This window comes from Sinorhizobium saheli, from assembly GCF_001651875.1.
Lineage (GTDB): Bacteria > Pseudomonadota > Alphaproteobacteria > Rhizobiales > Rhizobiaceae > Sinorhizobium > Sinorhizobium saheli.
The window spans coordinates 16330-30308 of record NZ_LNQB01000043.1 but is presented as its reverse complement, the minus strand read 5'-3'; the positions used below and the strand labels follow the sequence as shown (position 1 = coordinate 30308).

The 13979-nt window shown below is 61.6% G+C and carries 13 protein-coding genes and 2 pseudogenes; 7 read left to right on the top strand and 8 right to left on the bottom strand.

Annotated elements, in window-relative coordinates; all coding sequences use genetic code 11:
- The first annotated feature begins 362 nt into the window (after nucleotides 1-362).
- From sigJ to ATB98_RS01825, 3 genes are all read left to right on the top strand, one after another.
- On the top strand, nucleotides 363-1304 hold the full coding sequence (gene sigJ / locus ATB98_RS01835; protein WP_084435211.1) for an RNA polymerase sigma factor SigJ: 942 nt from the start codon (nucleotides 363-365) through the stop codon (nucleotides 1302-1304).
- Nucleotides 1305-1504: 200 nt separating this feature from the next.
- Nucleotides 1505-1819 (top strand): putative quinol monooxygenase, encoded by a 315-nt coding sequence (locus tag ATB98_RS29375; protein ID WP_066868337.1) that lies wholly within the window; start codon nucleotides 1505-1507, stop codon nucleotides 1817-1819.
- 82 nt (nucleotides 1820-1901) lie between these two features.
- A complete protein-coding gene (locus ATB98_RS01825) occupies nucleotides 1902-3353 on the top strand; it encodes an MFS transporter (protein WP_066868335.1) in 1452 nt (483 codons plus the stop codon).
- A gap of 165 nt (nucleotides 3354-3518) precedes the next feature.
- Here ATB98_RS01825 and ATB98_RS01820 read toward each other — a convergent pair whose 3' ends face one another.
- A complete protein-coding gene (locus ATB98_RS01820) occupies nucleotides 3519-4439 on the bottom strand; it encodes a LysR family transcriptional regulator (protein ID WP_066868332.1) in 921 nt (306 codons plus the stop codon).
- Between the two features lie 96 nt (nucleotides 4440-4535).
- Here ATB98_RS01820 and ATB98_RS01815 point away from each other — a divergent pair, with 96 nt between their 5' ends.
- Nucleotides 4536-5285: a sulfite exporter TauE/SafE family protein gene (locus ATB98_RS01815; RefSeq protein ID WP_066868331.1), complete on the top strand. Its 750-nt coding sequence runs from the start codon at nucleotides 4536-4538 to the stop codon at nucleotides 5283-5285.
- Between the two features lie 134 nt (nucleotides 5286-5419).
- Here the strand turns inward: ATB98_RS01815 and ATB98_RS01810 are convergent, their stop codons facing one another.
- Together ATB98_RS01810 and ATB98_RS01805 are read right to left on the bottom strand one after the other, a co-directional pair.
- On the bottom strand, nucleotides 5420-5950 hold the full coding sequence (locus ATB98_RS01810) for a GNAT family N-acetyltransferase (RefSeq protein ID WP_066868328.1): 531 nt from the start codon (nucleotides 5948-5950) through the stop codon (nucleotides 5420-5422).
- A gap of 130 nt (nucleotides 5951-6080) precedes the next feature.
- Complete coding sequence (locus tag ATB98_RS01805; RefSeq protein WP_066868326.1) at nucleotides 6081-7118, bottom strand: saccharopine dehydrogenase NADP-binding domain-containing protein; 1038 nt, start codon at nucleotides 7116-7118, stop codon at nucleotides 6081-6083.
- Nucleotides 7119-7225: 107 nt separating this feature from the next.
- Here ATB98_RS01805 and ATB98_RS01800 point away from each other — a divergent pair, with 107 nt between their 5' ends.
- The gene (locus tag ATB98_RS01800) at nucleotides 7226-7900 is read left to right on the top strand and encodes a TetR/AcrR family transcriptional regulator (protein ID WP_084435209.1); all 675 of its coding nucleotides are present in this window, start codon (nucleotides 7226-7228) and stop codon (nucleotides 7898-7900) included.
- A gap of 260 nt (nucleotides 7901-8160) precedes the next feature.
- Here ATB98_RS01800 and ATB98_RS01795 read toward each other — a convergent pair whose 3' ends face one another.
- Nucleotides 8161-9039 carry an SDR family oxidoreductase gene (locus ATB98_RS01795; protein WP_066868324.1) on the bottom strand — a complete coding sequence of 293 codons (879 nt, stop codon included), beginning with the start codon at nucleotides 9037-9039 and terminating at the stop codon, nucleotides 8161-8163.
- 111 nt (nucleotides 9040-9150) lie between these two features.
- Between ATB98_RS01795 and ATB98_RS01790 the strand changes: the two genes are divergently transcribed.
- Complete coding sequence (locus ATB98_RS01790; protein WP_066868322.1) at nucleotides 9151-9516, top strand: winged helix-turn-helix transcriptional regulator; 366 nt, start codon at nucleotides 9151-9153, stop codon at nucleotides 9514-9516.
- Nucleotides 9517-10057: 541 nt separating this feature from the next.
- Here the strand turns inward: ATB98_RS01790 and ATB98_RS30500 are convergent.
- From ATB98_RS30500 to ATB98_RS01775, 4 genes and pseudogenes are all read right to left on the bottom strand, one after another.
- The gene (locus ATB98_RS30500) at nucleotides 10058-10183 is read right to left on the bottom strand and encodes a hypothetical protein (RefSeq protein ID WP_407695275.1); all 126 of its coding nucleotides are present in this window, start codon (nucleotides 10181-10183) and stop codon (nucleotides 10058-10060) included.
- Nucleotides 10184-10224: 41 nt separating this feature from the next.
- A complete protein-coding gene (locus tag ATB98_RS29625) occupies nucleotides 10225-10707 on the bottom strand; it encodes a hypothetical protein (RefSeq protein WP_066868320.1) in 483 nt (160 codons plus the stop codon).
- A gap of 166 nt (nucleotides 10708-10873) precedes the next feature.
- Entirely contained in the window at nucleotides 10874-12676 is a 1803-nt protein-coding gene (locus ATB98_RS01780; RefSeq protein ID WP_066868318.1) for an NAD(P)/FAD-dependent oxidoreductase, read from the bottom strand.
- Nucleotides 12677-12739: 63 nt separating this feature from the next.
- Nucleotides 12740-13749, bottom strand: a pseudogene (locus ATB98_RS01775) (zinc-binding dehydrogenase); the annotation flags it as partial.
- Between ATB98_RS01775 and ATB98_RS29870 the strand changes: the two are divergent.
- A pseudogene (locus ATB98_RS29870) lies at nucleotides 13749-13922 on the top strand (alpha/beta hydrolase); the annotation flags it as partial. The pseudogenes ATB98_RS01775 and ATB98_RS29870 sit on opposite strands and share 1 nt — an antisense overlap.
- Nucleotides 13923-13979 lie beyond the last annotated feature (57 nt).

Sequence of the window (13979 nt, the reverse complement as noted above, 5' to 3'; positions counted from 1 at the left end):
CGCTCGCTACGGCGCTGTTGAGGGCGCGCTCGCGAGCGGCTTCGCTACCGCCGAGCTACACCACCTGTAGGGACACGACCCTTTCCTCTACTGTCCCGGAAGACGCCTGGTGCCCACTCCGCTTAAGGCATTCATCGACTTCATCAAAGCGTCGGCTGGCTTCAGCCGACGTTCGCATGGTTAAGCCATGAGGTCAGATGACGGGAAGGAGTTCCCTGAAAAGCCACGGCGCAGAATTTGTGGCGCCCGCGCCGTTCATCGCTCTCCACGCAGACGGTCAAAATAGTATCGGACCATGTCACGAACTGATCTGTTGAATCGTCAACAGGCAATGCGCAATCGCAATGGGATGAAGGTTGTCGATGACACGCAACACAAAGCGACCCTCCAGGCCGCACAACCGGGCACGCATACCCGAGGATGCGACGCGGGCCCATGCAGAGGTATTCGAGCAGGTGCGACCACGGCTGCTCGGCATCGCCTACCGAATTCTCGGTTCGCGGGCTGACGCGGAAGATGCCGTTCAAGACACGTTTCTTCGATGGCAGGAGACCGACATCGCGTCCGTCGGATCGCCGGGTGCGTGGCTGACCACCGTCTGCACGCGGCGCGCCATCGACATGCTCCGCGCCGCCTACCGCAGCCGTGTGGACTATGTCGGCAACTGGCTTCCCGAGCCATTGAACACTTTAATCGACAGCGAGGCGGAGGCGCACATGGAGCCTTCATCCTCTCTCTCGACCGCCTTCCTGCTAATGCTCGAACGGCTGACGCCGAAGGAAAGAGCAGCCTACCTGCTCTACGAGATATTCGAAATGTCCTATGCCGACATCGCGGCGTCGTTGGAAATGCGCGAGCCGGCGTGCCGAAAGCTCGTGTCACGCGCCAAAGCACGTATCGGCGACCATCAGGTGAGATACCAGCCGACACGGGAAAGGCAGGAGGAACTGCTAGCCGCCTTCCAGGACGCCATCTGCACGGGGCAACCTGGTAATCTTACCGCGATGCTCGCGAGCGACGTGCGCCTGACCGCCGACGGCGGCGGCAAAGTCGCGGCGGCGGCCGGCGTGCTGGAGGGTGAAGCCGTACTGGCGTTCCTGACGGAGCGGCTGAGCAAATGGTGGGCCGCCTACGAATGGAGCTTCGTCGTGCTCAACGGAGCCTGGGGCGCGGTGCTGAAGCAAGGGGGCGAGGTCGTTGCGACGGTCTCATTCGCCTTCGACCGTTCGGATCGTGTCACCGACATTTTTATCGTGCGCAACCCCGACAAGCTCGCTGGCTTCGCCGACAGATCAGTTCATTGACGAGTGACCGTCGGATCCGGCCAATCGCCGTGAAAGACTGGTGCGTCGAGGGCGGAAAGTCCTCTAAAACGGATTGCCGCCGACGCTCGATCTTCCGTGGGAGTTTTTCATTCCACGCGTCACAAACGCCTCCCCTCGAACGTCACACCGACATGGGTGCTAAGCCAGAGGCCTTAAGCCCCGGAGACGAGGAGAAGACAATGTCCAAAAGCGCACTTTACATCAGGCACAAGGCAAAACCCGGCAGACGCGATGACGTGAAGCGGGTCTGGGAAAAATACGCACGTGACTATGTCAGCGGCAGCGCTGGCCTACTGACCTACTACTACTGCTGTGACGACAATGATCCCGATGCGGTCGTTGTATTTCAGCTCGCCGCCGATCTGACGAGCGGTCAGGACTTCGTAAGGCAGCCTTGGTTCGCCGACTATGAGCGTGAAACCGCCGCTCTGCTCGCTGCGCCGTCTGAGTTCCTCGCGGCAACCCCGCAGTGGGTGAAAGGCCCCGCCGCCTAACTGACAAGATCCGGCGGGTGGATCGCCGCCCGCCCATTCCTCGACATCGTGAAAACCGCAGCGCTGCTGCAGAAGGTCTGACATGAGCACGCAAGAACCGACCATCGCCGCTTCCGCGCCGCAAGCCGGCTGGAGCGACCTCCTCGGCGGAAAAAACGCCGCCTATACCACCATTCTGGCAGGCGGCGTCACGCTACACGCCATCAACATATTCATCGTGACCACCATACTGCCGTCTGTCGTCAGAAGCATCGGCGGGCTCGAATACTACGCCTGGGCCACGACACTGTTCGTGGTCGCCTCGATCCTCGGAGCGGCGCTGTCGCCGCGGTTGCTTGACCGCGTTGGCGCTGGACGTGCCTACGCATCCGCCACGGTCTTGTTCGTGGTCGGTACCCTGATATGCGCGACGGCGCCGGCCTTTCTCTTGCTTCTTGCTGGACGTTTCGTGCAAGGTCTTGGCGGCGGGTTTCTCTTGACTCTGGCATACGCCGTCGTCCGCCTCGTCTATCCTGAGGTGTTGTGGTCGCGCGCCATAGGTTTGATTTCGGCAATGTGGGGCGTATCAACATTGATTGGTCCCGCTGTTGGCGGCATATTTGCGGAACTAAACATATGGCGGGCGGCGTTCTGGGCCTTAGTTCCCGTCTCAGTCGTTTTCGGAACGCTCGCCATCGCGGTGCTTCCAAAGGGAAGCCGCAACGCCGTCGAGCCTTCGCCGCTGCCCCTCCCGCAGCTCGCCCTTCTGACCGCTTCCGTGGTCGCTGTATCGGCCGGAAGCATCAGCGTCAGTCCCTTGTGGAACGGAGCAGGACTGTTGATTGCCGCACTGATGGCGGCACTCCTGGTCAGGGTGGAACGAGCCGCGCGCGCCCGTCTGTTGCCGAAAGGGGCGCTCGATACGGACAGACGACTGGTTGCGCTTTTCGCGACGATCGCGCTTCTGGTCACAGGGACGCAAACTGAGGTTTTCATCCCCTATTTTCTCCAGGTCCTGCACGGTCAATCACCTTTGATCGCCGGTTACCTCGCCGCGCTCATGGCAATGGGCTGGACACTCGGATCCATGCTGAGTGCGGGCCGGTCCGGTGCTGCGGAGATTCGCGCAATCCGTACCAGCCCCATACTTCTCCTGGCCGGTCTTTTGGTGCTGCTATTTTCCGTTCCGGTGCCGGGCAGTGCCGGATGGCACCTAATCCCGATATGCGTCGGACTGCTCCTAGCCGGGCTCGGCATCGGTGTGGGCTGGCCGCACCTTGTGACGAACGTCTTCAGGGAGGCGCCTGCGTCCGAGCTGGGGCTGGCAGCAGGCGCAATCACGACCGTTCAGCTCTATGCGACAGCGTTCGGTGCGGCGGCAGCGGGCATGGTCGCCAATGCCGGCGGGCTCAACGACCCGGGCGGCGCGGAAGGTGCCGCGAGCGCCGCTCTCTTGTTGTTCGGCGCGTTCCTGGCGGCGCCCGCCCTCGGCCTCGTCTCTGTTCTGAGACTCGCAGGAAAACCGAAACTCGCAAGCCAGGCTGAGGCCGCCTAGGTGAATAGCTGAAGCTGGGACGCATCGCCTCCGTTGATGACGACAGGGTTTGCTTCCAACCGAATTGCGGCGAGACCTTCAGCAAGATCGGCCGGATAAGCGCGAGTGCAATCTTCGAAGCACATAATAAGAACAACGGCTGCGCCAGAGGCACTACCTCGGCGGTCACCTCTTGTGCTGGTTCCGCGGAAAGGCCTGTCCCTCCCGTTCGCCTTCAAGATGCTCGAGCAGGTTCTGCGCGAGCGGTGTCAATTCCGTATCGCTGCGGCTGCAAAGGGACAAGCGACGCACCGCCCAATCCTCCGAAAGGCTTTTGACGGAGATCTGCATCGCTCTCCGGCAGCGCCGTGCGGCCGTTTCGGGCACAATGCCGACGCCGACCCCGGCGCTTGCCAGCCGGCAGATATCGTCGAAACCTCGCACCCGGATGCGCGGCGTGATCCGCAGACCGACCCGCGCCGCCTGCGCGTCGAGGTGGTCCTGCAAGGCGCCCTCGGTGAGCCCGATGTAGGGCTGACCGCCAAGATCGGCAAGCCGGACGTGTCGCCTGGCCGCAAGGGCATGGTCTCGCGGCGCCACCATGACAAGTCGGTCCGTCACGAAGGGGCGCAACGTCAACCCGGTCGTTTCGACCAAATCTGAAAGCACGCCTATTTCGGCGAAGCCGAGCGCGATACTGCGGGCGATGTCGGCGCTTTGGCGCTCCTTGATCACAATGTCGGCTTGCGGGTAGGCGACCAGCCAGGGCGCGAGCCGCGCGGGCAGGAACTCGGCCATCGCCGCAGTATTGGCCAGGAGGCGGACGGTGCCGCGCACGGCTTTCGCGAACTGACCGATCTCACCGCGCATCCGAGCCACCTGGGAGAGGATCAGCCGCGCATGGTGCAGCAGCGCCTCGCCGGCTTCGGTCAGCGTCACCCCGCGGCGGCCGCGGTCCAGCAGCTTCACGCCGGCCGAAGTCTCCATCTCTCGCAAGCGTTCGCTGGCGGCTGGCAACGACAGTCCGGCCTCGGTCGCACCATGGGTGATGCTGCCGGCCTCCGCTACGGCAAGGAACAATCGAAAGTCACTCAGATCAAACGGCATGCGGGCAGGATAGCCGGGAGCCAGGCTTCGGTCCAGCCGAAGGCTGACTGCGGCACTTCCGCATTGTCTGCGGCGCGTCAGAAGGTATGACGGGGCATGACCGATCTGTCCATGCCTGTCCTGCTCGCGGCTGCCGCAACCTTCTTCGCCGCCGGCGTCGTCAAGGGCATGACCGGCATGGGGTTGCCGACGGTGGCGATGGGGGTGCTTGGCGCGCTGATCTCGCCGCTGGCGGCGGCCGGCCTGCTGATCGTCCCGTCCTTCGTCACCAATGTCTGGCAGGTTCTGGTCGGACCCGCCTTTGGTCCGCTCGTCCGCAGACTCTGGCCGATGATGCTGGCGATCTGTATGGGCACGATGCTTGGTATGACATGGCTGGCCAGCGGCGAGACCCGGGCGGCGACCACCGCCCTCGGCGCCGCGCTCGTCACTTACGCCGGCTACTCCTTGCTGGCGACCCAGATTCGCGTGCCGGGGCACTGGGAGCCATGGCTTTCGCCGCTGATCGGCGCGGTGACCGGCGTCGTAACGGGTTGCACCGGGATATTCGTCATACCGGCCGTGCCCTACTTGCAGGCACTCAGCCTTCCACGGGACGATCTGGTGCAGGCACTCGGGTTGTCCTTTACTGTGTCTACCGTAGCGCTCGCTGCGGCGCTTGGCGCCCATGGCGCATTCGAGTTGCAGGGACTGGCGCTCTCGGGACTGGCCCTTGGTCCTGCGCTCGTAGGCATGTGGGTTGGCCAGGCGCTCCGCGGGCAGATCAGCCCGGTTGCCTTTCGACGAATGTTCCTTATCTGCTTGCTCCTGCTCGGAGCGGAAATGTCACTGAGACCGCTGGTGTGAACGGGCCAGAAGTGGACTTGGAGGTCGATCCGGCACACATCGAAATGGCCCAATAAGCGCCTGCCTGCGTGGCCAAAGATATGGTCGGTCCGAGATGAAAGGGCGAGCCTCTATCTCCTCTCTCTAATGAGCGATCAGAAGACGAGCATCATCGCAACCCGACGAAGTGGGTCGAGACCTTTGGCCTTTTCCGCCGAAAGGATGGCGCTTAGACGATCCGGACATGCATCTCCCTCGATGGGATGAAACCCTAGCGACGTGTAGAACGGAGAGTTGAAGGGAGCAAAGCGATCGGTCGTCAGAGTTGCACCTTGGAGCTTTCTTGCGCGGCCTTCGTCTAGCAGGGCATTCATGATCTGCCTTCCTATGCCCCTTTTCTGCCAGTCAGGATGCACGTCGACTTCGCCAATGTGCAGGAAATTATCCGCTATATACCCTCCGCCGTAGCCGACGGGGATGGCCTGCTTATCGAATGCAGCGAATAGAAAGCCAGCATCGAGATATTGCTGCAGTTCGCCGTCACTACTGGCCGCTGCTTCACCAGCAACAGCGTCGGCTGCGCGCAGCGTTTCAAATGAAGCTAGTTCTATGGTGCGTAATGCCGCAAAATGGCCTCGGTCGGCTCTTCCGATACGCACACTCACGTCGAGCTCATCGACTTGCATTATTTAATACCCCACCCACAGCGTTTTAGGAATCCGAGCTCGTGATGGCCTCTTTTTCTGACGTGGAGCTGTGTGAAGCCGGCAACTTTCTCAATCACTTCGTTTTACTCCTCGATGGCGGATGGCATGGTCACCTCGCGGCAATTTCCAACGCCAAGTAATCGGGCTGGAGGGCGGCTAGCACCTCCTCGGCGTCGAGGATTTCGCCGGGCGCGTGTGCTCCGGCATGGCTGAACTGCTGGTCGAGAAGGCGCTGGACGACCTCGCAGACGAGCGGTGCAGTGAAGGCGTAAATGTCCTGACCTCGGGCAACAGCCCGACGGCTGGCTCCTTCTCGCCTCGCGACGACTTCGACCACGAACCGTTGCGCTGAGCGTCCAGTCGGGTCCGCCGCCTTCGGAGCGGGTGTTGCCTTGTCGCGAATGTCGCTTAGAGCGACCGCGCTCAAATAGGTGTGGAGCTCTGATGTCTTCACGTGCCGAGAGACGAGAACGATCTCCGAGAATGGCATTTCGCTGACGATCTGGCTGCCCAGCACCGCCCCGAAATCCCAGTGCTTCTGCGCAGGCGGAAGAACCAAGGGAGTGAGGCGGCCCTCGGAGACAACCATGCGCGTTGCCTTATTCCGTTCACCGGTAACGCGGGTCCCGCGCGTCGGGTGCCAGCTGTCGAGGCCGATCAAGATGTCGATCGTGTCCGCAGACTTCCAGTCCCCTAAGGTTGCGGTGACCAGCAGATCGGCGAACCCGCCGTAGAATCCCATGCCGGGAATGACCGCAATGCCGGCTTCGCGGGCAGGCTCATCGAACTTCTCGAGGGTCGTTCTCACGCTTGGTTGCTCGGCGCTGACATCAACATAGTGGATCCCCGCTTTCACGGCAGCAGCAGCCAGCGCGTCGGCGCTGTCGAGGAATGGCCCCGCGCAATTGATCACGGCCTCTGCGCCGGCCAATGCAGGCATGAGCGACCGCTCATCCTCCAAGGTCGCGGGGCGGCAGAGCACCTCCGGCTCGCGAAAGTTTGCCGCTGCGAGCGCCTCGGCACTGCGGGCAATTGCTATCGGTCGAAGCCCGCGGCGCAACAATTCTGCGACGACGAAGCGGCCGGTATGCCCGGTTGCTCCAAGTACTGCCACGGTCCTGGGGGTTACCATCACGTTCCCTGTCATTATGTTCTCCTCTGCTACAGACCTGTCTGTTCATTACGAATACATACAGGTCTGTAGCGCGTCAAGTCCTTCTGTGCTATATCTGCTGGACAACGTAGAGGCTAAGCATGTCGAAAATCGAATCCATCGCTGTCGGCCAGGGCGGCGACGTCCGCAACAGGATCTTGGAAACCGCGTCGGAGCTTTTCTACAAGCAGGGCGTTAGGGCAGTGGGTGTCGACCTGGTGGTCGAGAAAGCCGGCGTCGCGAAGACGAGCCTCTATCGTCACTTCGGCACGAAGGACGATCTCGTCGCCGCGTTTCTGGAGCGCGAAGATCACGACTTCTGGGGTCAGTGGGATAGCGTGGCAGTGCAACATCAAGACAACGCCAAGGCGGAGTTGGAAGCCCATATGGGTTGGATTGGCGAACGTGTCGGACGGCCGCACTATCGAGGCTGCCCGCAGATCAACGTCGCCGCTGAGTTTCCTGAAGCTGACCATCCCGCCCGCAAGATTGCCGAGGCCCACAAGCGCGAGATGCGGCGGCGGCTGAGGCTGATCGTGGAGCGTCTCCACGTCGGTGCCCCCGATGAAATTGCGGGTCAGCTCGCGGTCCTCATAAATGGCGCCTTCGTCAGCTCACAAATTTTTGCACCGGGCGAGGCCACGCCGTTGCTTCGGCGCGCGGCCGAAGCGTTGATATCAGCTGGCGAAGGATCCAGGCGCGGTCGGGCCGACGGCAGTAACTCCGCCCCTTCGGAGCGCCCACCAACATCAGGCCGCCGCATGCGACCCCTCTGACGTTTCGCTCCGCCTACGGGTTCAGGACAATTTTGTCCAGCGACGCTAAGGCACTGCAGACGTTCATCGCAGTCGCCGTGAACTTCCGCCCTCCACCCATTACAGACATAAAAGGTTCGATCAATGAAAGACGGCTTCGCGCCTCATTTCGGCCACCGGACGGACGATTTCCCCGAACCGGGCAGCCGACGATCCGAAAGAAAAGGTGACAACACAATTGGCCGGGAGCACAAGCGGGTACCCCCGGCAGCTGTCTGTGATCACATCCGGGTGAACTGCTCCTTATAGATGCGACAAAAGTCCTCCACCGAGGTCGGCGCGATTGGAAGCGCGCCGACGGCCCGATCGAAATCGACGTTCGTCGTCATCATAGACGGGTCGGCGAACACCTTCTCATAATAGCTCGCCACCAGATCTCCGTTTCCGCCGTACGGCAGCTTGGCCCCGAACTCCTTAGGCGGCATCGGCCGGAAACTGATAGACCGACCCAATGCCTTGCTGAAGCGCTCTGCGATCTTCGGGCCGGAAAGCTTCTCCGGGCCGCTGATCTCGATGTTCAGGTTGTCGCGGCTTTCACGCTTGAACCCGGCTACGGCGAACGAGGCGGCATCGAGATGGCTGATCCACTGGCACTCGACCGCAGCGGGCATCGGGTAAGCCAAAAGGTTTTTCTCCACGACCTCTTCGGACAAGAAGGGAAGAAGGAAATTTTCCATATAAACGGTAGGCTGAAGCGCCACGAAGGGGATGCTGCTCTTTTCCAGTGCGGCCAGAATATCGCGCCTGATGTCAATCGAGGGATTGCCGGTCACGACGGGGATGATCGGACCTGTCGTGTTCCACACGATCTTCTTGATTCCGTTGGCGACGGCGGCGTCGATGACTGTCGTTGCCATGTCAAACCGGCCTGCGATGAAGGACACGAGCAGGAACACGCCGTCCTGGCCCTGCATGGCAGCCGAAACGCTGGCGGAATCGGTCATGTCGCCGACAACGGTCTCCGCGCCCGCCGCGACGAGATCCTGCGCCTTGGCGGAATCGCGAACGAGCGCTCTTACCTTGTAACCCTCGGCCAGAAGCTTTTTGGCGACGGGATTTGCTTGCGGGCCTGTCGCACCGAATACGAGGATATTTTTCACTGCACTCTCCTTTTGTGTTAAAGCGCAGCGATAGCTAAGTATTGCATTTCAGGATCACAAGAACGCATAATTTTCAGACATACTCACGAAAATCATACCAAGGAGCCTAGCTTGACCAGTGCCGAACATGCCTGCGAGCCAGGCCCTGCCTGCCCCGTGACGCGGGCCGTCGCAGTGTTGGGAGGAAAGTGGAAACTGCACATTGTTTTCCATTTGATGCAAGGAACGAAGCGGTTCAGCGAGTTGCGTCGCGCCATCCCGGACGTCACCCAGCAGATGCTGACGGCGCAGCTTCGCGAGCTCGAGGTCGACGGCATCATCACACGAACGGTCTATCCCGTGGTTCCGCCGAAGGTTGAGTATGCGCTGACGCCTTTGGGCGCCAAGCTGAAGGCGGTGACGGGCGCCCTCGAAACGTGGGGCCGTGGGCTTCCCGTTGACGACGGTTCTGGCGCTGCCGACCAACACTCTGCTTGAACACGACCGGCCTCAATCGCCAGCTCAGTGGTAAACGGCCCGGAGCCTGCCTGCCGTTCTTTCGGAAGAACTTGGAGAAGTTGGTCACCGACGAACCTGAAGACGTGCGCGAGGCCTATGTCCGGGCGAGATCGCTTGAGCATCGCCAGATCCCGACTCCCTAATCCCTGATCTGCTGGCCAAGCATGACCCTGCGTCTTCATGAAGTCATCTACCACGATGAATACCAGGCCAAGCACGGCAAGCGGTGAGCACAGCCGCCGCGCTTCTCGTGTCGAGACGTTGGTCAGCTAAACAAGCACCATGAGCCAAGCGGCAGCGTAACGCAACCGAGCAGACTCGATTGCGCAATAAGCGTGGCCACTCTTTCCCGATCAGCGCCGTAGACTGACGCCAGCACATGCGCCGCCGACGCGGTCGGAAGCGCGCGAAGAGTGTCAATACGATGCGTGGCCCCGGCTCAACCCCCAGAAGGTTTGCGCCCAGAAGCGTTGCGCCCGGCAGAACGATGAGCTTGATCGCGTTGAGCACAGCCTTGAAGCTATCCATGCGCGCTATCGCGCCAGTTGACGGACGCCCCTATGGACAGAAGCGCGACAGGAACGGCCGCCTGCGCAAGTTTAGTCACCGCCTGCATCACCAATTCCGGCACTTGGATCTGAAGCACCGAAAGCGATACGCCCGCAACGCTGGCAATCAGGAACGGGTTCAAAAAACCTGACGGAACGTCTTCGCCCAACTCGTTGCATGGCCCCGTGTAAAGGCCGAAACCACCAAGATTTTGGCGACCGGCACTGCCAGGCCGACGGCGATGGACATCAGGCCGCTATATTCGACGGGCAGCGCCTGCACGAAATCGAGGTACTTTTCCGGGCCCAGCCCACGGCCAAGCCAGGGGAGCCCGCAGGCAAACAGCATGCCCGCCCATGGCACGTACTCGACCAGATCGCGCCGGCAATCAACGAGCTCGGCTACCTGATTGGTCAAAGTGGCTACTTCCACAATGGCCATCCCGCCGTCGACGATGGTGCCCTCGAAACCGCGCGCCGCCCGATCGACTTCCTTGACTGAACGGGCCCATGCCTTGCCGGAAAACATGCTTGAGAATGCCTCGCAGAACGGACGATCGAAGCCGACATTGTGGGCGACCACCAGGTCGGCTCGTTCGCAGAGTTCGAAGCGCCCCGACATCGATCAGCTCCTGTAAGGCTGGTGGTGTCAGCGGGGATTGGGACAGTCGGTGCTGCACGCCTTCGTAAACGCCTGTTACCTCGCCAATATGGCCATTGTCGTCAAAGGTGGTTTAAGAACGAAAGTGGCACGCCAGCCGACGGTATGGCCGGCTGGCGTTTCCCGATTAAGAGAAATGGTGACGCTCCTGCAAGCCGTATACCGGGGTCGAAATACCTTCGGCGCGGGCCTTCAATTGCAGCGAAAGATACTGCGAATAGTGCCGCGACTGGTGCAGGTTGCCACCATTGAACCAGAGCGCCTCCTGCTGCGTCGGCTTCCACATGTTACGCTGCTCGCCCTCCCACGGACCCGGATCCTTCGGCGTGTCGGAACCAAGCCCCCAGACCTTGCCGACCTTGTCGGCAACCTCCTTTGAGATGAGATCGGCCGCCCAGCCGTTCATAGAACCATAACCGGTGGCATAAACGACGAGGTCGGCTGGAAGCTCGGTCCCATCCTTCAATACCACTGCCTCCTCCGTGAGGTGGCTGACGTCGGAGCCGGATTTCAGCTTGATGCTGCCGTCGATGACGAGATCGCAGGCGCCGACATCGATGTAATAACCGGAGCCGCGGCGCAGATACTTCATGAACAGGCCGGAGCCATCGGCGCCCCAGTCGAGCATGAAGCCGGCCTTTTCCAGGTCCGCATAGAACTTTGCGTCGCGCTCGCGCATCTTCTCGTAAAGGGGGATCTGGAACTCGTGCATGATCCTGTAGGGCAGCGAGGCGAAGATCAGGTCGGCCTTGCGCGTCGTGATGCCGGCAGCAACCGCCCGCTCGGAATAGAGGTCGCCGAGCCCGATCTCCATCAGCGTGTCCGACCGAACGATGTGCGTCGACGATCGCTGCACCATCGTTACATCCGCACCGCCTTCCCAGAGAGCCGCGCAAATGTCGTGCGCGGAATTGTTGGAACCGATGACCACCACCTTCTTGTCGCGATAGGCATCGGGACCGGGATGCTGCGAGGAATGCTGCTGCTCGCCGCGGAAAATGTCCTGGCCCTTCAGTTTCGGGACTTTCGGCTTGCCCGACATGCCGGTCGCCAGAACAAGTTGTTTCGGCCGCAGGACCAGCTCCTCGCCGTTACGCTCGACGACGACTTTCCATTCCTTCTTCGCCTCGTCGTATTGCGCCGACTTGCAGGTGGTCGAGGTCCAATAGTTGAGCTCCATCACCTTGGTGTACATCTCCAGCCAGTCGCCGATCTTGTCCTTCGGCGCAAACACCGGCCAGGTTTTCGGGAAGGGGATATAGGGCAGGTGGTCGTACCAGACCGGGTCGTGCAGGCAGAGCGACTTGTAGCGCTTGCGCCAGCTGTCGCCCGGTCGCTCGTTCTTCTCGATGATGATCGTCGGTACGTTCAGTTGCCGGAGGCGGGCACCGAGCGCGATGCCGCCCTGGCCGCCGCCGATGATGACGACATAGGGCTGAGTTTCGTAGCCGAGTTCCGCCGTCTCGCTTTCGCGCTTTTCCTTCCACGTCTTGCGGTCTGGACCGTGGCCGTGCTCGGCGCCGAGTGGCCGCCTGAAGCCCTTCGGCTCTTCATGCCCTTTGAGCTCCGTCATCGTCGTAAGGAGCGTCCATATCAAACCGTTCTTCAGACGAATATGGCCGTAACCGCGCGCCACCTCGGTTTCGAATTCGAACCAGCTTTCGGTCAACCCGTCGCTGGCGCTTGCCGGTTCCTTCTCGTCCTGGCGGAAGCGCGCCGGCTTGATGGCTGCCAACTGGCTCGATAACATGTCGCGGATCTGGTCCTGTCCTTCCAACGTCCTGATGTTCCAGGTGAAGGCGACGAGGTCACGCCAGTAGCAATCGGCCTGGAACAGGTTGACGGCGGCGTCGATGTCGCCCTGTTCAAGGGCTTTGCCAAGCTTGGCAAGCGCGGTGTCGATACGGATGCCGGGACTTTCTTCAAGCATAGTCTCCTCCTTTTTGCTTGGGTTGGCGCGGGCGGCTCCTCATCCGCCCGCGGCAATGCATGCTCACTTCATGAGATCGATCAGGATCTTCAGGTGCTTGCCGCTCGGATCGAGAAGCGCGTCAAAGCCTTCCGACACGGCGCGGTCCAGGGTGATACGCCCGGTGACGACCCGCTTCGCCGGCAAGAGGCCCGAGGCGATCAGGCGGATGACCCGCGGCCAGTAGTGCGTCGGATAAGCCCAGGAGCCGCGCAGATCGATGTCCTTGAAGGTAACCTGGAACCAGTCGAGCGGGTTTTCATGCGGATGCAGCCCCGTCTGAACGACGACACCCTGCTTGCGCACCGCGTCGACGCAGGCCTTGAGCGCGTGCTCGTTTCCAACGCACTCGATGGCGACGTCGCAGCCAACCTTGCCCTCCGTCAGGGCGCGTACCGTCTCGCCCGGGCTGCCTCGCTGCGGATTTATCGTTGTCAGACCCGGCATGATCGATGCCGCGAATTCGAGCCGGGCATCATTAATGTCAGAAACGAAGAGCTCTGCGGCACCGGCTGCGCGTGCAGCAAGCAGCGTCAGAACGCCAATCGGACCGGCGCCGGTGACGAGCACGCTGCTGCCGGCCGTCACGCCGCCGCGGTCGCAGGCGTAGACTGCAACCGCGCTTGGCTCGACAAGTGCCGCCTCCTCGTCCGTCATCCCGTCCGGGATCTTCTCGACATTATATTCGTTGAGGAGCGCGTATTCAGCCATGCCGCCGGAGAGCCAGCTCAAGCCCGCAAGCGCCAGATCGGTGCTCAAGTGAAAGAGACCCCGATCGGCGAAATAGTCGCCGGCGCGCGGCATGATCAGCGGCTGCACCGAAACGCGGTCCCCGGCCCTAACCGAGGTCACGCCCTCGCCGACGGCCTCGACCACGCCGCCGAACTCGTGGCCCAAGACCTGAGGCCGTGGGTGCCGGCAAATGGATGCGGCTCCTTCGGAATGAAGATCGGGCCGTAAGCATATTCGTGCAGGTCTGTGCCGCAGATGCCGACAAATCGGTTTCGGATCAGCACCTGGCCCGCGGCCGGCTCGACGAATTCTGATCACCGCTGGCCAACGCGATCCGATCTGCCCGCTGCCCCTCACAGAGCGGCTCGTCGACTACTTTGCGGCACAGAGGGCCCGCGTAGAGGCATGCTACCATTCCGGCGGACATGAGATCCGACCCGAGGAATTGCATGCATTGCACACGTTCCTCACGTGAAGGAAACGGCTGCGTTCCGGCCCGCCTCGGCAAAAGGCGGGCTTATATCGAAAGGTC